Raw genomic sequence first — 16,205 nt, forward strand, 5'->3', positions numbered from 1 at the left:
ATCACGATGACGGACCTAACCGCGATGATGGGATGACCATGGACCAGACCCTCGCTTTCGAAGCCGAACGACCGCGCTTGGTGCGGGTCGCCGCGCGCATCCTCAACGACAACGTCGAAGCCGAGGACGTCGTCCAGCAGGCCTGGCTGCGGCTCCGGTCGACAGAGACCGAGATCGCCAACCTCGGCGGCTGGTTGACCACTGTGACCACCCGGCTCTGCCTGGACCGGCTGCGGGCCAAGGTGCCGACCCCGGCCGACGAGCTGGAGCTCTTCGAGCATGTTCCGGACCCGGCCGAGGAGATCGCTCTCGCCGACACGGTGGGGATCGCCCTCCAGGTGGTGCTGGACCGGCTCAGCCCCGGCGAGCGGGTGGCCTTCGTCCTGCACGACAGTTTCGGGTTCGACTTCACCACGGTCGCGGCGCTGCTCGGCACCTCGCCGACGGCGGCGCGCAAGCTGGCCTCCCGCGCCCGGGCCAAGGTCACCCAGCCAGCCGCCGAGGACGCGCTGGCCGACTGGCAGATCGTCGATGCGTTCATGGCCGCCGCCCGCGAGGGCGACTTCAGCCGGCTCCTCGAACTCCTCGCCCCCGACGTGGTGGTCGACGGTGACGCCGCGGCTGCGGCGATGGGTACTCCGACCTTGAGCGGTCGCGACGAGGTGGCGACCTTCTTCAACGGTGCTGCCCAGGCCGCGTTCTCGGCCTTCGTCGAAGACCGCCCGGGCGCGGCCTGGATGCAGCGCGGCAAGCCGCAGGTGGCGTTCGACTTCAGCATCGTCGACGGCCGGGTCGCCGCGATCCGGTTCCGCGCCGAGCCCGAGCTGTTGGCCGCCGTCCGCCTCCGCAAAAACTCAATGTGACCTCAGCGCTGCCATTCGGTCGAATAGTCAGCGCTGAGGTCACATTGGATCAGTCCTCGGGGAGCTCGGCGAACGCCTTCTTCATGTCGCGGTACCAACCCATCGACTTCACCGGGTGCTTCCACCGGCCCTTCATGTCCTCGCGGGCCGGGACGTGCGTCTCGTCCCCCGCCTTGACCGCCTCCTTGAGGTGCCGGTCCTGAGCGTTGATCACGTCGTCGGCGGTCTCACCCTGGTGGCCGAGGTCGCACGGGCCGCCGAGCTGGCGGCAGGTCATCGTCTTCATAGCTTCTCCTTGATTGCGTTCCTACCTGACTGACGAACCACCCACCTCCAATGTGACCGCAGCGCGCAGATTCGGCCAATTTTCTTGCTGAGAGGTCACATTGAGGGGCTACTTTGAGGCATGGAACGCAGCGATGCCGCCGAGTCGCGGCGCAAGGGCTCCGGGCGCGGCCCCTTCGAGCACTTCGTGGAGCGGGTCAACACGACCGTCAGCAGCGCCCCCTTCTTCTACGTCATCGTCGCTGCGTTGGTGCTCTGGGTGGCGAGCCTCCCACTCTGGTCCAGCACGACGAAGTGGGAGCTGGCTCTGCACACCGGTTCGTCCGTGCTCTCGCTGCTCCTGTTGGTGCTGCTGCAGAACGCCGGACGACGCTCCGAGGAGAGCGCCCACGAGAAGTTGAACGTGATCGCCGAGGCACTCTCCGACCTGATGACCTCGCGTGCTGCCGACGACCCCGCGCTCACCGAATCCGTCCAGAAGTTGCGTGACGCCGTCGGCCTCGAGGAGCGGCACTGAAAAAGTGCCGGGCCGGATGTAACGCCTCGGCGCCCTCGCGACAGGTACTGGGTGACATCAGTTGTCGACAGAGGAGTTTGTCCCATGCAGAAGTCCACCCGAGTCACCGCCACCCTAGCTGGCCTCACCCTGACCTTCGGCGCACTGATGGCGCCCGGCTCCTACGCCGCAGAGACCGCCAAGGCGCCGTGCGCGAAGGAGACCACTCAGGTCGCCAACGCCGAGGACGCGCTGGCTCGCGTGACCGCTGTCTTCGAGAAGCAGGCCGCGAAGGTGAAGAAGGCCAAGAAGGCCGTCGTCAAGGCTGACAACCGCAGCGAGAAGGCCAAGGCCAAGCGCGCGCTCGCCTCCGCGAAGGAGAAGAAGGAGCACGCCAAGAAGGCGAAGAAGGCCCAGGTCCAGCGGCTCGCCAAGGCCCAGGCGCGGCTGGCGGACTGCCAGGCCAAGCAGGCTCCGGCGGAGACGCCGGCCGCCTGATCCAGCGCTGAACCAGGGGCGGCGGAGGGCGACCTTCACTGCCCCTGGTGCGTCCGGATCAGCTGCCGGGCTGCTCGATCAGCAGTCGTACCGCTGTGGCGCCGTCGCGGGTCAGGCGGCGCAGTCCCCGATGCCGGGCGACCCGCAACGCGACCGGACTGATGCCGAGTACCTCGGCGGCCTGTTTCGGCTCCATCCCGAGCGCGTCGACCAGTCCGATGCAGTCACGTTCCCGCTGCGGCAGGGCGGAGAGCACCGAGCGGACCCAGTCGATGCGCTCGTGCTCACCGGCATGGTCCACGGCCTGTGGCCCGGCGTCGACCAGATCACTGGGCTCCTGAGGATGGGTGGCCCGACGCTGCGCCGTCCGCTGGGCGTTCGCCGCGATCTTGCGGGCGATCCCGAACAACCAGCCCGCGAACTCTTCCGAGCTCCCGTCGAAGTCGGCGATCTTGGACGCCGCCACGAACCACGCCTCCCCCGCGACGTCGTCGGCGCTCAGCGCGGCGTCACCGAGCGGGCGCAGCCGCAGCCACGCCAGCAGCCGACCGGCATGGTCGGCATAGAGCTCACGCCACGCGTCCGGGTCCCCCTGTCGGGCGCGCGCCACGGCGGCGTCGTCAGCCATCGCCCGGGGAGACGCCTGCGGCGGGGGTTGCGGCCTGGGTGGGTTTCGGCTTGGTCGGCTTCTCGGGCTTGCTGGTGCCACCGGGTTTGGCGGGCTTGGCCGGTTTCTCGGCCTGTTTCTCCTGGCCCTTACCGGGGTTGGCCTTCTCCTTGCCCTTCCCCTTCGCCTTGCCGGGGGCGGCCTCGGAGTTACCGCCGTTCTGCGACTTCTCGGACCTCTTCGACGAGGAGCCCTGCTTCTTGCCCGCTCCCTTGCCGACGCCCTCGTCCTGCTCCGGACGTTCGGCCTTCTGAGCGCCGGGCCGCTCCGCGGGGTCGGTGTTCGGCGTCGAGGAGGGGCCGTCGGCAGGCGTGCTGCTCGGCTCGGGAGAAGTCGGCGCGGTCGGCGTCTTGGCCGGCGGCGCGGGCTGCTGACTCGGCAGACCTGGGACGTCGATCGCACCCGTCGCCCAGGCCCCGCCGACTCCCAGCGCGAAGACGCCGACCGTCGCCGCAGCGAGGGTCGCACCACGACGCGGTGCTGCCGAAGGCTTGCTGTCACGGGCCAACGCGGCGAGTTGTTCGACCAGGTGGTCCGGCGCTTCGAGGCGCGGCGCGTCGACGCGCAGGTCGCGTGGGTTCAGCGTCATCGGTCAGCCGTTCAACTCTGGTCTGGACCGATCCAGCGTAACCCGCGGAGCCTTCACCACCCGCGTCGTCGCCGGTCAACCCCAACGACGCAGCGTCGGCCGGTAGATCAGCTCCTGGATGTCGCCGTCCAGGGTGCGGGTCTGGAGGAGTTCGAGGTCGAAGTCGTCGGCACCACCGAAGATCGGCGTCTGGCCGGTGCGCCCGCTGATCACTGGGAAGACGGTCACCTGGACCCGATCCACCAGCCCGGCCGCCAACAGCGCGTGGTTCAGCGCGAGGCTGCCGTGCGACCGCAGCGGTGCATCCGACTCCTCCTTGAGGCGACCCACGATCTCGACGGCGTCGCCCGCGACGACGGTGGCGTCCGGCCAGTCCTGGGGTCCGCTCAGCGTCGACGAGATCACGGTCGTCGGCAGGCTGCACATCCTCTCCACCCACGGGTCGCGCACGTCGGCGTCCTCGGGCGCGTCGGCGAGCATCGCGATGAACTCACGGAAGGTGGTCGCCCCGAAGACCATCCGCTGCTCGCCGTCGTACTGCTCGCGCCGGTGGGCCAACAACTCCGGGCCCTGTTTGCCCCAGTAACCGCCCCAGTCGCCGGGCGGCCGGTACGAGCCGAACCCGTCCACGGTCGAGAAGATGTCGAAGGTGTAGCTGGCGGTCATCGGTCCTCCCGAGGTGAGTGGTCTCCGATACAGACCGACCCCGGTCGCCGGAGTCATCGGCGCCCTGTCCGGAGCCCCGAAAAGAGCCGCGGAGATCCCGCCTCCGGCACCCCTTTCAGTCACCCCAAAGGGTGACGCGCTCGGCCTTCCCCGAGGGCTACGCTCCCCGGGTATTTCATAACAAAAGGGGCTAAACGTGCCTGAAAAGCCACGCGCTCTCAGCGACGCTGCGCGATTCGCCGCCGTCAGCGAAGAGCTCGGAGCTCTCACCGACCAGAAGGACACCCTGGACCGTGTCGCTGAGCTGGTCTTCGACGTCGTCCCGAACGCCACCTACTGCGACGCGATGCTGCGCCGGGCGGGCAGATGGGAGTCGATGGTCGCAACCGACGACCTGGTGGTGCGGTGCGGAGCGCTCCAACTGGAGTTGGAGGAGGGCCCGCTCTGGGAGTCTCCGCACGATCCCGGAGCTTTCCTGGTCACCGACACCGCGCACGAGGAACGCTGGCCCCGCTGGTGCGCGCAGCTCGCCGAGCTCGGCATCCGGTCCGTGGTCGCCGTCCAGCTCCGCTCCTACCGTGACGACGGCGACCGGGTGATGGGGCTGATCTCCGTCTACGACAAGGCGGCCGGCACCTTCAGCCAGGACGATGTCGACCGCGCCTTGGTCTTCGCGACCCATGTCGCCACCGCCCTGACCACTGCGAAGCTCGTCGGCCGCCTTGAGACGTCGATCAAGACCAGGCACCTGATCGGTGTCGCCCAGGGCATCCTGATGCAGCGGCACAACCTGACCGAGGCCGACGCCTACGCGGCGATCCGCCGTTACGCAGGGGAGCACCGGCTCTCCGTCGGTGCCGCGGCGGAGGTCGTCGTCGGCGGGGAGTCGGATCCGATGATCGGGCTCCAGACGGGCTCCGGCGCTAGCGCCGTCCCGTAGGTTGGTGGTGCGCCTCAGCAGTCGATCCACCAGATGAGGAGTCACGATGCCGGCTAGCCCGCAACCACCTCGCATCGCCGTGCTGAACGACTACGAGATCGTCGTGGCCGGGCTCGCCCGGATGCTTGCCGAACATCGCGATCAGGTCCGGGTGGTCGAGCTCGACGCCCGGGAACCGGCATCCGACGACGTCGACATCGTCCTGTTCGACACCTTCGCCCATCCCGGCGAGGAGGGCGAGAAGAAGCTCAGCCGGATCGCCGACACCAGCGAGACCAAGGTGGTCGTCTTCGCCTGGAACACCGACCCCGAGCTGGTCGAGAGGGCGATCAGTCAGGGCGCCGCCGGCTACCTGTCCAAGGCGTTGTCAGCTGAGCGGCTCGTCGATGCACTGACGGCGGTCCATGCCGGGACGCGGGTCGTGGAGACGCCGTCGATGCGCTCCCGCATCCAAGCCGTCGGCGACTGGCCCGGTCGGGAACACGGCTTGCGGCCCCGCGAGAGCGAGGTGCTGGCCCTCATCGCTCGTGGCCTCAGCAATCAGGAGATCGCGAGCTCGCTCTACCTCAGCATCAACTCCGTCAAGACCCACATCCGCAACGCCTACCGGAAGATCGGTGCCGAACGCCGCAGCCAGGCGATCCGCTGGGCCTTCGAGAACGGATTCACCGCTCCCCGCTCAATGTGACCTCACGGCGCGAAATCGTCACGATTTCGGACGCTGAGGTCACATTGAGCGGGTCAGGCGTCGGCTTCCCAACGCAACAGGTCGCCGGGCTGGCACTCCAGCACCTCGCAGAGCGCCTGCAACGTGGTGAACCGGATCGCCTTGGCCCGACCGTTCTTCAGTACGGCAAGGTTCGCCGGGGTGATCCCGATCCGATCGGCGAGGACGCCGACCGGCATCTTGCGCTTGGCGAGCATCACGTCGATGTCGACGACGATCGGCATCAGATCACCTCGTCCAGCTCGGACTGCAGATGCTTCGCCTCGGCGTCGAGTGCCACCGCCTGAGCCAGGAGGGCACGCAGGACATAGATCAGCAGGGCGACGCCGGCCACCACCAGAGCGACGCCGCAGATCAGGCCGACCGCTCCCGGCGCCACCTGGTCCCCGGGCGTGCTCCGGTTGGCGGTCCGCGCCACCACCGCGATGGCGAAGACCAGCACGGCGCCCGCCGCAACCGCCACGATGATCCGATCCACGTAGCGGAAGGCGACCTGCGAGAAGACAGTGCCGCGACCGACCAGGGTGAGCAGTCGCCACACGCAGACGCCGATCACCTGGAGACAGGCCACCCCCAGCACACCGATCGCGACCAGGGAGATCTGTACCCCGCGTTGCTCACCCTCCAGATCGATCCACAGCAGCGGCATCAGCACCAGCTGCACCAGCAACGAACCGAGCAGCGCGACCGCGATCACCCCGCGCAGTGTCCGGATCACCCAGCGTTCCATCGCTGCTCCTATCTCCCGGCGACTAGGTGCCGCCTTTCGATAAGGATCTATCGTTTTTCGAGAGATTTCAAGGCGAACTCGACGGTCAGGCTGAGCGGGTGAAGGTCAGATGGACGACGCCACTCGGCGAGCTCACCGTCTCGACGTCGAAGCCGTCCTGGATCTCCTCCAAGCCGTCCCACAGCCGAGCACCGCGGCCGAGCACGATCGGGACCACCACCAGATGCAGGTGGTCGATGAGTCCGGCGGCCAGGAAATCGCGGACGACCGTGGCGCCGCCACCGATCCGCACGTCGAGCTCGCCGGCCGCCTGCTTCGCAGTGGCCAACGCCTCCGCCGGGCTCGCCTTGATGAAGTGGAAGACATTGCCGCCCTCCATCTCCAACGACGGCCGTTCATGCCGAGTGAGTACGTAGACGGGAGTGTGGAACGGCGGGTTCTCGCCCCACCAGCCGCGCCAGTTCGGATCGTCGGCCCAGCCGGGCGGCCCGAACTTGTTGGCCCCCATGATCTCGGCGCCGATGCCGTCGCTGTGCCGGAGGGCGAACGCATTGTCGACGCCGTCCGCACCCTGCTCACTCCAGAACCTGGTGGCGATCATCCACTGGTGGAGCCGCTGCCCGGCGTGGCCGAACGGCGTCTCCAGGGACTGTGGCTCACCGGCCGCGAAGCCGTCGAGAGAGATCGAGAAATTGTGGACCCGGGTCCGCTGCATGCGCTGCTCCTGACGTGATGTGTCGAGGTAGACCGATCATGCCGTGCAGAGTCATCGGCCGCAGCCCATCGCTGCGGTTCAGCTTCAATGGGTGGGCCGCGGCCAGGGTCGACCTTCGCGCGCCTCGACGTCGGAGTTGAAGCGGTGCAGAAGCGCGGCGAAGGTGGTGACCTCCTCGGCCGACCAGGCGGCGAGGATCGTCCGTAGCCCCCGGCGCTTGATGTCGCGATCGCCCTCCAGCAGCTCCATGCCGTGGGGAGTGAGTTCGAACTTGCGGGCGATGCCGCCGTCCGGGTCCGGGATCCGGCGGATCAGGTCCTTGCGCATCATCGCCGCGGTCTGCCGGTTGAGCGTGGAGGCGTCGAGCGCGAAGGCCGCCGACATCTGCGGAATGGAGAGCGGCCCGTCGATCTCGATCCGGCTCATCAAGGTGTAGGCGCTGCGGTCGAGCGACAACACAGTGTGTTCGGGATGGTTCTGCGGCGACATCTGCCGCCCCATCAACATGCCCTCGAACTCGATCGCGTCGAGAGCGTTCTCGACCTCCACCGGCAACTCTTCCCGCTGCATGTGAGCAGTGTATCAGGCACGCCCCATGCAGTGACCACATTTTGTGGGCTGCGCACCCCATGTGTATCGTACATATTCATGACTGCAACTTCGCACCACAGCGACGTGCACGCGCCCCCGGCTCAGCCGGTGCGAGCCGGTGCGATCGTCTTCGTCCTCGCCTTCGCGGGCATCACCGCAGCGCTCATGCAGACCCTGGTCGTGCCGCTGCTCCTCGAACTCCCCGAACTGCTGGACACCACGCAGTCCAACGCCGCCTGGGTGGTGACCGTGACCCTGCTGACCGCCGGTGTCGCCACCCCGGTCAGCGGACGCCTCGGCGACCTCTACGGCAAGCGCCGGATCATGCTGATCTGCTCGTCGATCCTCATCCTCGGCTCGATGATCTGCGCGCTCTCCTCGACCGTCGTGCCGATGATCGTCGGCCGCGGCCTGCAGGGCGTCGGGATGGGCATCGTGCCGCTCGGGATCAGCGCCCTCAAGGAGCTGCTGCCGCCGGAGAAGCTGGGTAGCTCGATCGCCCTGATGAGCGCCTCGATGGGCGTCGGTGGCGCCCTCGGCCTCCCGGTCGCCGCCGCCGTCGCGGAGCACTCCGACTGGCACACGCTCTTCTGGGGCGCCACCGGCCTCGCCGTGATCGTCACCCTGCTGATCGCCACCCTGGTCCCCGCGACCCCCGCCCAGGCCAAGGGCCGCTTCGACCCGATCGGCGCGGTCGGGCTCGGAGCCGGACTCGTCTGCCTGCTGCTCGGCGTCTCGAAGGGCGCCGACTGGGGCTGGGGCAGCGCCACCACCATCGGCTGCCTCGGCGGCGCCGTGATCCTCTTGCTGGCTTGGGGATTCTGGGAGCTCCGGGTCAGCGACCCGCTGGTCGACCTGCGCGTGACGGCACGCCCCGTGGTCCTGCTCACCAACGCCGCCGCGCTCGTCGTCGGTTTCGCGATGTACGCCCAATCCCTGATCCTGCCGCAGCTGCTGCAGATGCCGGAAGCAACCGGCTACGGACTCGGCCAGAGCATGCTCGCGATGGGTCTGTGGATGCTCCCCGGCGGCATCATGATGATGCTGGTCTCGCCGCTCGGCGCCAAGCTCTCCGCGGCCCGCACCCCGAAGGTCACCCTCACCCTGGGTGCCGCCGTGGTCGCGGTCGGCTATGTCGTCGCCGCCCTGCTGATGGGCCACACCTGGGGCATCACCATCGCCGTCATGGTGATCAGCTCCGGCATCGGTCTGGCCTACGGCGCGATGCCCGCCCTGATCATGGGCTCGGTGCCGATGAGCGAGATCGGCTCGGCCAACAGCTTCAACACACTGATGCGCTCGGTCGGCACCTCGGTGGCCGGCGCCGTCGTCGGTGTCGTGCTCGCCCAGATGACGCATAAGGTCGGCGGCATGGAGCTGACCTCGGAAGCCGGGTTCCGCACCGGCCTGCTGATCGGGGCCGGCGTGGCCCTGGTCGCCGCCCTGGTCGCCAGCGCCATCCCGACCAAGGCCGCCCGCGAGGCGGAGGAGCACATCGAGCACCCCGAGCTCGAGACGGCCTGAGCCGTCCACACTGAACCGCACCCGTCCGGCGCCTGCCGGGCGGGTGCGATCGTATTTCGACAGAAGAGCGCGTCAGCGATGAGTCGACGTCGTCACACCGGTCCAACCATCTGAACCACGCAGGAGGTGCACCATCGCCACAGTCGACGACGTCTACACGCTGGCCGCCGGGCTGGACCGTTCCTACCCGGCCTGGGTCCGCGGTCGGCTCCGGTTCCGGGTGGGCCAACTCGTCTATGTCGCCTTCTCCGACGACGAACAGACGATGGGGTTCGCCTTCCCCAAGGAGGAGCGCGACGCACTGGTCGCCGGCGACCCGGTGAAGTTCCAGCTACCGCGCCCCGTCGATCTGCGCTTCAACTGGGCCCACGCCCAACTCCCCGCCCTGGACGCCGCCGAAGCCCGCGAGCTCGTCGTCGACGCCTGGCGGATGGTGGTCCCGAAGAAACTCGCCCGCGCCTACGACCTGGCCCACCCGCTCGGCCCGGAGTAGTCATCGCGAGCTAGCTCAGCGCGCCTCGCTCGGCGGATCGTGGCGCGGCGGCTCGTCGGTCGGGTGGAGCGCGCCGCCTTCGCCCTCCCAGCGGCCTTCCTGCTTCCGCTCCGCCGGGGTCCGCTCACGCTTCTTTCCGGGCCAGTGGAGCAGTGACTGCATCCGGTCCTTCAAAGCACCCATCGAACACGTCCTTCCGAGGCGTCAGCCTCATCCGTGGACCGCGGATCCCGCGGTCCAGCGACGGCACAGGAACTTCGATCCTACGGGGCTTCCTGCGTGGATCAACCGTCGTCGGGGGCCCGCACGCCGCCGTAGATGCCGCGCCGGACCACGAAGCCCTGAAGCAGCGGATCCACACTCCACGCGGGGAAACGGAACGCGCGCCCACTGGGCGCGAAGACGGTCAGACCGTCACCTTGGGCCCCTAGCACCGAACCCCAACGACGGCGGGGCGCCCGGTACTCACGCATCCGTCGGCCCGACAACTGCGCGCGCACGTTGTCGGCGACCAGCTTGTGGCCCTGGTTGCGCGCCGAGCTCCGCAGCGGGTCGGTGGCGGCGACGTCACCGACCGCGAAGACCGCCTCGGTTCCCGGCACCTGCAAGGTCGCTCCCACGTTGACGAAACCGCGGGCATCCAGGAGTTCGCGCGGCAGCCACTCGGTATGCGGACGTACCGCGCCGACCGCCCAGAGCACCACGTCGGCATCGGTGGGCGCTTGGCCGGTCGACCACGCGACCGGACCGGTGGCCAGCTCCCACGGCCCGTCGGAAGGGAGCACCGCGCGATGTTCCGGATGCACCGAGACACCGAGTGCCAGCAGCCGGGCCGCGACCTTCTCCCAGACCCGGTGATGGTGGTGCGGCAATGCGCGCTCTCCCGGGAAGTACAGCCGCACCTGTTTGCCGGGCCAACGCTCCGCAACCTGCGCGGCCGTACTGACCGCGGCCGGCCCGCCGCCGACGATCACCACACGTGCGGCGGCGGCGAGCTGTTCGTGGGCAGCACGGAGCGCGCGGTCGATCTGGCCGGCGTTCTGGAGTTCGGGTGAGCGCCAGAACCCGTTGGTGACGCCGGTCGCGATCACCAAGGCGTCGTAGGGTTCCTCGTTCTCGGCACCACTCTCGGTGCGGACCCGCACGGATCTCGCGACCGCGTCCAGGCCGACCGCGCTCCCCCGGACGATGCGGACGTCGTCCAGTCCACGGAAGCGGTCGAAGTCGATCCGGTAGTCCCGCTGCCAGCGCTCGGGGCGGGCGAGGCGAAGACCCAGCTCCTGGCCGCTGAGCCAACCGGGCTTGGTACTGATCGCGACGACGTCCGCGTCCCGGGCCAGCCGGATCGCGGTCAGTACGCCGGTGTCGCCGAGCCCGGCGACGACCACCCGCGGACGGGTCACCCGGCGACCTTGCGCGGCGGCCGTGGGACGAACCGCGAGATCCGGCGGACGACGTCCGCGTACTCCGGGCGGCGTTCCAAGCTGCGCTGCTCCATCATCGGGATGCTTGCGGTCTGCAACAACACGGCCATCGCGACGGCGCCGAGCAGGACCCACCAGCTCCCCGGCGCGGCGGCGAGACCGAAGAGCCCGAAGGCAAGCCAGACCCCGAACTCACCGAAGTAGTTGGGGTGCCGCGACCAGGACCAGACGCCGCGGTCCATCACGGCTCCCGGCGTCTTGGTCGCCACGAACCGGTGCATCTGGAGGTCGGCGACCGTCTCCAACGCGATCGCCGCCAGGCCGAGGGCGAACGCCACCAGATCGAGCCAGCCGAGGGGCTCACCGGATCGGGTGGCGACCACGTAGACCGGGATCATCCCGGCGAACACCTGGAGTGTCGGGACCACGTGGATCGCCATCAGGTCGGCGGCCAGTTCGGCACGGCCGGCCTTGGCCCGGAGCAACGGGTAGCGCCAGTCCTCGTGGTGCAGGCCGGGGAATCCGTAGACCCAGTTGCCGGTCAGCCGGATCGCCCAGAGGAGCATCACCGTCATCAGCAGCCACCAGCGCCCGTCGGAGACACCGGCGTCGGCGGCCAGCCACCAGTAGAACGCCAGCAGGGGCGGCGCCACACTCCACCACGCGTCGTAGAAGCTGGAGTTGCCGTGGATCCGGCTCGCCGCGAAGATCACCAGGGTCGCGATCAGGTCGGCGATCAGGCCGTCGAGCCAGAGCCAGGAGGTGTCGGCACCCCAGGCCAGCCAACCCGCTCCGGCAGCGATCGCGACCACGTAGACCACCGCGACCCGCGCCAGCGACTCCGCTCTGCTCATCTTCGAACTGTAACCAGTTCTACTCCCGCGCGGAGGGAGTTTCGGGCGGCAAGGGCTGTACCCCGGCCGCAGGGATCACCCGTCGAGCATCGCCCCGTGCAGGATCCGGTCGACCTCGATCCGGATCGCGATCCGCCGCTCATCCGGCGTCGGCTGACGGCGGTAGCGAGCGGCGTAGAGCTCGATCGCACGATCCCGCGACTCGACGTCACGGTGCACCCGCGCGCGCCCTTCGAGCGTCGACCAGCGCGGCCCGTCGACCTGGCAGAGCGCGACGTCGGCGCCGTGCTGCGCGGCCTCGACATTGCGCACCTTGCGAGAGCCGTCGCGCGTGATGATCCACGCGCACTGCTGCTCCGGGTCCAGGGTGACGCCGACCGGAACGACGTGCGGACGCCCGTCCGCTCGGAGCGTGGTCAGCGTGTTCAGCTGGTATTCGGAGTAGAACTCCCACAACTTGGCGGGGAAGGTGTCCCAGCCGGGCACGAAGATGCTCATGCGCGCCATTCTCCCTGGCGGCGCTTGACGCCACTGTGTGGCACCTGACTCCCAACTATGGGGAGCCAGCCACCACAGTCGCGTACCGCGTGAGCTGCACCACTGGGAGTGGCTCTGAGACTCTGCCGCGGATCTGCGACCATGCCGCAGAGGGAATATCGAAGCAGCGAGTCGGGAGAGACGGATGACATCGACGCGGGAGACCGGCGCCGAGCGCACCACGGTGCCGGATTGGGCCGTGGGCAACACCCATCGAGGGGGCCCGCACTTCGGCGACCTCGTCGAGCAACTGCGCTCCGTTATGGACGCCGTCCGCTATCTCGATCCGGCTGACGACCTCGCCATCGAGCTCACCACCGCGCTCCGCGGCATCGCGGGACGGATGCAGGCCGACGCCGTCGCCTCGGACGACGCCGCGGCCGACTCACGCAAGGACCTTCCGGCCCGCGGCAACCCCTCCCTGCCACCGTTCACGGTGCTGGAGGTGGGCGAGGAAGGAGTCTTCGCCGACGCGACCTTCCGGGCCTTCCATATGGGTCGACTCGCCGCCCACGGCGGCTACGTCTCGCTGCTCTTCGACGAGCTCGCCGGCTACGCCACGATGGAGCGTGTCTCCAGCGGCTTCGCCCGGACCGCGTTCCTGAAGGTCGACTACCGGTCCCTGACCCCGATCGACCGGCCATTGCGGGTCCGGGTCTGGGTGGACCGGATCGAGGGACGGAAGCTCTTCGTCCTGGGCACTCTGCACGACGGTGACCGGCTCTGCGCGGAGATGGACGCGCTCTTCCTTCAAGTCCCCGACGAGTAGCTCAATGTGACCGCAGCGCTGCAATTCCTGGGGAATTACAGCGCTGCGGTCACATTGAGCGGGGTGTCACCAGTTGAGTTCGATCTCCAACTCGTTCTCGTCGCCGATCTCGACCTCGACCTTGAGCTTCACCTCGTCGGGGACCGCAACGGTGATCCGGTGACCGTTGCGCTCGAACTCGACCGAGTTGTGCCGGGAGAGCTGGTCGGCGAGGTCGCGCAGTCGGGCGGCGGCCTCTTCACGGCTCACGGTCTGGGTCTGGTCAAGGTCGAACAGGTCCACGGGGTTCTCCTTCAAGTCGGTTGGGGCGAACGTTAACCCACCCGCTCAATGTGAGCTGAGCGTTTGGTTTTCGGCGAAAAGGCGACGCTGAGGTCACATTGAGCTGCTGGAGCTAGACGTCGGCAGCGACTTCGCGCGTCCAGGCGCCCTTGATCGTGCGCCACTGCTCGTCGTCGTGGCCGCGTCGCCAGTACGGCGAACACGACAGGTGCTCCAGGTCGACGACGCCGGTACTCAGCAGGTGCCGCCGGACGGCGCGGGTCTCCTCGGCCTCACCGTGTACGAAGGCGCTGACCACCCCGTCGAACCGCAGACCGGCCACCGTCTCGGCCAGCAAGGTGTCGAGGTCGCCGGCGTACCCCGCGCGATGTACCCAGTGGACCTCCAACGTGCCCGGGGAGTTGAGCTCGATCTCGCCATCGGCGTCTTCGACCTCGGCCACCACGACGACCCGACTTCCCGCCGGAGCGGCTTCAGCCGAGGCGGCGATAGCGGGCAGCGCACTCTCGTCGCCGACCAACAGGAAGGTGGCGGCGTCCTGGTGGAGGTGGTAGCTGCCAGCCGGCCCACGCATCTGCAGGCGGTCGCCCGGCTGTGCCGCCAACGCCCACCGTCCGGCATGCCCGACGTCGCCGTGGACGGCGATGTCCAAGGTGAGCTCCCGGGTGCCGGCGGCCCAGTGCCGCACGGTGATCCGGCGCGGGAACGGCCGCTGCTCACGGTCGAGGTCACGGACCTCGTCCTCGGTGAACGGCACCGCGTAGGGCGCATCCGCAGGACGGAACTGACAGTTCACGTACTGGTCGGCGGCGTCACCGGCGACATAGTCGGCCAGCCCCTCTCCACCGAGGACGATGCGGACCAACTGGGGGCTGAGGCGCGTCGTCGAGACGACCTCGCCGTACATCGAGGTTGCTTTGCTCACCCCCACATCGTTCCAGCAGCACCCCAACGCCCGACCGTTAGGCCGCGTCCCGCCGATGGGACCACGCTGACATCCCCGCCCCGGCCAGCGAGAGCAGGCCCAGCGCGACGCCGCCGAAAGCCAACGGCCACAGGTGACGGCGCTCCTGCTCACACGCGTCGTACTGCTCGCTACCGCCGTAGCCGCCATCATCGTCGGCGACGCGGAAGGGTGATCCGCAGTGGAAGCTCTCGTTGTCGAAGTGCCCACCGACCGGGTTGAACCCGACGAAGAGCCCGGCGAGCAGAAGGACCGCCCCGACGAAGAGCGGCACACCGACGCAGAACCAGTGGTCGTTCGCGCCAGACTCGGTGGCCTCCATGAACCGATGCTAGTCCGCTCAATGTGAGTTCAGCGCTCGGAATTCGCCTCATTTTGCGCGCTGGGGTCACATTGAGCGAGGGCAGCGAGGCCGTCGAGCAGGCGCGCCAGACCGAACCGCCAGGCAAACGACGGTTCGCCGACGCCGCCCATCGCTTCACCTGCGGCGGCGCCTACCCGCTGCGCCAGCGGGTAGGCATCTCCGAGGTAGTCGGCGAGGCTCACACTCAAGTTCGGCCAGTTCTCCGCGAGTTCCGCGGCGTGCCGCGGGGTGCGCAGGGCCCGAGCGCTGGACCGGACGAAGTCGAGGACGAAGGTCAGCGCGGCGTCGGTCGTGACGTCGTCGAGCCCGAGCCGCACCAGGACCGCGAGCTCGCGGTCGTACTTGGCGATCGTGCCCGGTCCGAGCGCACTTCGGTCGTCGTCGATCTCCAACAGCCAGGGACGGCGACGCAACTCCTCGAGGTTCGCCTCTGCAAGAGCCGCCACCCCGGCCCGCCAAGGCAGGTCCGAAACCGGGCCCCGAGCGGCGGCCGCCGCTCCGTGCGCGGCGTCGGCCATCAACACCAACAGATCGTCACGGCTGTTGACGTGGGTGTAGATCGACATGGTCGAGACGCCGAGGTCGGTGGCGAGGCTGCGGATGGTCACCGCAGCCAAGCCATCGGCGTCGGCGAGAGCGATCGCGGCAGCGACGACCGAGCCGGTCGAGATCCGCGCCTTCGGCCCGCGCGCTCCCCCGATGGGCGCGTCCGGATGGTCACGCCACAGCAGGTCGATCAGCGATCGGGGCATTGCTTCTCCATGCCGGGAATCTTTCCATAACGTTGTACGTTGTACATCGTACGAAGTTATTCGCCCGACAAGGAGAAGCCATGCACATCACCGCCTCCGCCATCTCGCTCAACGTCCCCGACCCGGCCGCCTCGGCCCGCTTCGCCAGCCATCTCGGTTTCACCGAAGCGATGTCCGCGGACGGCTTCGTCTCCCTCGCCCACCCGAGCGCCGGCGTCAACGTGATCTTCCTGCAGACGGGGCTGGCGACCTTCAAGCCCGCCCGGATCGCCGGCTCAGCCGGCGACGGCACCCTGCTCGCCTTCGAGGTCGAGCAGATCGACGCCGAGTTCGCCCGGATCGCAGCGACAGGGGCGGAGGTCGTCACCGAACCGGAGACCGAGCCGTGGGGCGAGCGCTACTGCCAGTTCGCCGACGAGAACGGGATCGTCTGGCAACTCGTGCAGTGGATGCACGCCCCCGGCGAGGCCTGATC

Annotated in this window: 25 protein-coding genes; 9 read left to right on the plus strand and 16 right to left on the minus strand. The window is 68.7% G+C overall.

Translation table 11 applies throughout. The annotated features are described in order from the left end of the window. Positions 1 to 38: 38 nt before the first annotated feature. A complete protein-coding gene (locus ACLM5J_RS04550; protein WP_413654867.1) occupies positions 39 to 863 on the plus strand; it encodes a sigma-70 family RNA polymerase sigma factor in 825 nt (274 codons plus the stop codon). Positions 864 to 912: 49 nt separating this feature from the next. On the opposite strand, the gene ACLM5J_RS04555 is transcribed toward ACLM5J_RS04550, so the two are convergent. After that, the gene (locus ACLM5J_RS04555; RefSeq protein ID WP_413654868.1) at positions 913 to 1,149 is read right to left on the minus strand and encodes a hypothetical protein; all 237 of its coding nucleotides are present in this window, start codon (positions 1,147 to 1,149) and stop codon (positions 913 to 915) included. A 120-nt stretch (positions 1,150 to 1,269) separates the two neighbouring features. On the opposite strand from ACLM5J_RS04555, the gene ACLM5J_RS04560 reads away from it, so the two are divergent. Both ACLM5J_RS04560 and ACLM5J_RS04565 read left to right on the plus strand, forming a co-directional pair. Then, positions 1,270 to 1,665, plus strand: a complete 396-nt coding sequence (locus ACLM5J_RS04560) for a low affinity iron permease family protein (RefSeq protein WP_413654869.1) — start codon at positions 1,270 to 1,272, stop codon at positions 1,663 to 1,665. Positions 1,666 to 1,749: 84 nt separating this feature from the next. Next, positions 1,750 to 2,142 (plus strand): hypothetical protein, encoded by a 393-nt coding sequence (locus ACLM5J_RS04565; RefSeq protein WP_413654870.1) that lies wholly within the window; start codon positions 1,750 to 1,752, stop codon positions 2,140 to 2,142. Between the two features lie 58 nt (positions 2,143 to 2,200). Here the strand turns inward: ACLM5J_RS04565 and ACLM5J_RS04570 are convergent, their stop codons facing one another. From ACLM5J_RS04570 to ACLM5J_RS04580, 3 genes are all read right to left on the minus strand, one after another. Beyond that, positions 2,201 to 2,770, minus strand: coding sequence for an RNA polymerase sigma factor (locus ACLM5J_RS04570; RefSeq protein ID WP_413654871.1), 570 nt, complete (start codon positions 2,768 to 2,770; stop codon positions 2,201 to 2,203). Further along, a complete protein-coding gene (locus ACLM5J_RS04575; protein ID WP_413654872.1) occupies positions 2,763 to 3,398 on the minus strand; it encodes a hypothetical protein in 636 nt (211 codons plus the stop codon). Before ACLM5J_RS04575 ends, ACLM5J_RS04570 begins: the two co-directional genes overlap by 8 nt. 75 nt (positions 3,399 to 3,473) lie before the next feature. Beyond that, positions 3,474 to 4,064: a dihydrofolate reductase family protein gene (locus ACLM5J_RS04580; protein ID WP_413654873.1), complete on the minus strand. Its 591-nt coding sequence runs from the start codon at positions 4,062 to 4,064 to the stop codon at positions 3,474 to 3,476. A 196-nt stretch (positions 4,065 to 4,260) separates the two neighbouring features. Between ACLM5J_RS04580 and ACLM5J_RS04585 the strand changes: the two genes are divergently transcribed. Continuing rightward, positions 4,261 to 5,004: a GAF and ANTAR domain-containing protein gene (locus ACLM5J_RS04585; protein WP_413654874.1), complete on the plus strand. Its 744-nt coding sequence runs from the start codon at positions 4,261 to 4,263 to the stop codon at positions 5,002 to 5,004. Positions 5,005 to 5,050: 46 nt separating this feature from the next. Continuing rightward, on the plus strand, positions 5,051 to 5,692 hold the full coding sequence (locus tag ACLM5J_RS04590; protein ID WP_413654875.1) for a DNA-binding response regulator: 642 nt from the start codon (positions 5,051 to 5,053) through the stop codon (positions 5,690 to 5,692). A gap of 53 nt (positions 5,693 to 5,745) precedes the next feature. On the opposite strand, the gene ACLM5J_RS04595 is transcribed toward ACLM5J_RS04590, so the two are convergent. The 4 genes from ACLM5J_RS04595 to ACLM5J_RS04610 all read right to left on the minus strand — a co-directional run bounded on the left by ACLM5J_RS04595 (position 5,746) and on the right by ACLM5J_RS04610 (position 7,746). Further along, positions 5,746 to 5,955, minus strand: a complete 210-nt coding sequence (locus ACLM5J_RS04595; protein WP_413654876.1) for a helix-turn-helix domain-containing protein — start codon at positions 5,953 to 5,955, stop codon at positions 5,746 to 5,748. Further along, the gene (locus ACLM5J_RS04600) at positions 5,955 to 6,461 is read right to left on the minus strand and encodes a DUF2975 domain-containing protein (RefSeq protein ID WP_413654877.1); all 507 of its coding nucleotides are present in this window, start codon (positions 6,459 to 6,461) and stop codon (positions 5,955 to 5,957) included. Before ACLM5J_RS04600 ends, ACLM5J_RS04595 begins: the two co-directional genes overlap by 1 nt. 85 nt (positions 6,462 to 6,546) lie before the next feature. Next, the gene (locus ACLM5J_RS04605; protein WP_413654878.1) at positions 6,547 to 7,176 is read right to left on the minus strand and encodes a dihydrofolate reductase family protein; all 630 of its coding nucleotides are present in this window, start codon (positions 7,174 to 7,176) and stop codon (positions 6,547 to 6,549) included. An 84-nt stretch (positions 7,177 to 7,260) separates the two neighbouring features. Then, a complete protein-coding gene (locus ACLM5J_RS04610) occupies positions 7,261 to 7,746 on the minus strand; it encodes a MarR family winged helix-turn-helix transcriptional regulator (protein WP_413654879.1) in 486 nt (161 codons plus the stop codon). Between the two features lie 78 nt (positions 7,747 to 7,824). On the opposite strand from ACLM5J_RS04610, the gene ACLM5J_RS04615 reads away from it, so the two are divergent. Both ACLM5J_RS04615 and ACLM5J_RS04620 read left to right on the plus strand, forming a co-directional pair. Then, positions 7,825 to 9,291, plus strand: coding sequence for an MFS transporter (locus tag ACLM5J_RS04615; RefSeq protein ID WP_413654880.1), 1,467 nt, complete (start codon positions 7,825 to 7,827; stop codon positions 9,289 to 9,291). Between the two features lie 220 nt (positions 9,292 to 9,511). Further along, positions 9,512 to 9,784, plus strand: a complete 273-nt coding sequence (locus ACLM5J_RS04620) for a hypothetical protein (RefSeq protein ID WP_413654881.1) — start codon at positions 9,512 to 9,514, stop codon at positions 9,782 to 9,784. A gap of 15 nt (positions 9,785 to 9,799) precedes the next feature. On the opposite strand, the gene ACLM5J_RS04625 is transcribed toward ACLM5J_RS04620, so the two are convergent. The 4 genes from ACLM5J_RS04625 to ACLM5J_RS04640 form a co-directional block, all read right to left on the minus strand. After that, positions 9,800 to 9,967: a hypothetical protein gene (locus ACLM5J_RS04625; protein ID WP_413654882.1), complete on the minus strand. Its 168-nt coding sequence runs from the start codon at positions 9,965 to 9,967 to the stop codon at positions 9,800 to 9,802. Between the two features lie 101 nt (positions 9,968 to 10,068). Continuing rightward, positions 10,069 to 11,187, minus strand: coding sequence for an FAD-dependent oxidoreductase (locus ACLM5J_RS04630; RefSeq protein ID WP_413654883.1), 1,119 nt, complete (start codon positions 11,185 to 11,187; stop codon positions 10,069 to 10,071). After that, the gene (locus ACLM5J_RS04635) at positions 11,184 to 12,062 is read right to left on the minus strand and encodes a DUF1295 domain-containing protein (protein WP_413654884.1); all 879 of its coding nucleotides are present in this window, start codon (positions 12,060 to 12,062) and stop codon (positions 11,184 to 11,186) included. Before ACLM5J_RS04635 ends, ACLM5J_RS04630 begins: the two co-directional genes overlap by 4 nt. A 75-nt stretch (positions 12,063 to 12,137) precedes the next feature. After that, the gene (locus tag ACLM5J_RS04640; protein WP_413654885.1) at positions 12,138 to 12,560 is read right to left on the minus strand and encodes a pyridoxamine 5'-phosphate oxidase family protein; all 423 of its coding nucleotides are present in this window, start codon (positions 12,558 to 12,560) and stop codon (positions 12,138 to 12,140) included. A 184-nt stretch (positions 12,561 to 12,744) separates the two neighbouring features. Between ACLM5J_RS04640 and ACLM5J_RS04645 the strand changes: the two genes are divergently transcribed. Then, positions 12,745 to 13,368 (plus strand): PaaI family thioesterase, encoded by a 624-nt coding sequence (locus ACLM5J_RS04645; protein ID WP_413654886.1) that lies wholly within the window; start codon positions 12,745 to 12,747, stop codon positions 13,366 to 13,368. A 66-nt stretch (positions 13,369 to 13,434) separates the two neighbouring features. On the opposite strand, the gene ACLM5J_RS04650 is transcribed toward ACLM5J_RS04645, so the two are convergent. The 4 genes from ACLM5J_RS04650 to ACLM5J_RS04665 form a co-directional block, all read right to left on the minus strand. Further along, a complete protein-coding gene (locus tag ACLM5J_RS04650; protein ID WP_413654887.1) occupies positions 13,435 to 13,650 on the minus strand; it encodes an amphi-Trp domain-containing protein in 216 nt (71 codons plus the stop codon). 112 nt (positions 13,651 to 13,762) lie between these two features. After that, complete coding sequence (locus tag ACLM5J_RS04655; RefSeq protein ID WP_413654888.1) at positions 13,763 to 14,575, minus strand: siderophore-interacting protein; 813 nt, start codon at positions 14,573 to 14,575, stop codon at positions 13,763 to 13,765. Between the two features lie 37 nt (positions 14,576 to 14,612). Further along, positions 14,613 to 14,936, minus strand: a complete 324-nt coding sequence (locus tag ACLM5J_RS04660) for a hypothetical protein (protein ID WP_413654889.1) — start codon at positions 14,934 to 14,936, stop codon at positions 14,613 to 14,615. Between the two features lie 29 nt (positions 14,937 to 14,965). Next, positions 14,966 to 15,730, minus strand: coding sequence for a TetR/AcrR family transcriptional regulator C-terminal domain-containing protein (locus tag ACLM5J_RS04665; protein WP_413654890.1), 765 nt, complete (start codon positions 15,728 to 15,730; stop codon positions 14,966 to 14,968). A gap of 80 nt (positions 15,731 to 15,810) precedes the next feature. On the opposite strand from ACLM5J_RS04665, the gene ACLM5J_RS04670 reads away from it, so the two are divergent. After that, positions 15,811 to 16,203, plus strand: a complete 393-nt coding sequence (locus ACLM5J_RS04670; RefSeq protein ID WP_413654891.1) for a VOC family protein — start codon at positions 15,811 to 15,813, stop codon at positions 16,201 to 16,203. Positions 16,204 to 16,205: the final 2 nt, after the last annotated feature.

The organism is Nocardioides sp. Bht2 (genome assembly GCF_047308515.1).
Classification (GTDB): domain Bacteria; phylum Actinomycetota; class Actinomycetes; order Propionibacteriales; family Nocardioidaceae; genus Nocardioides.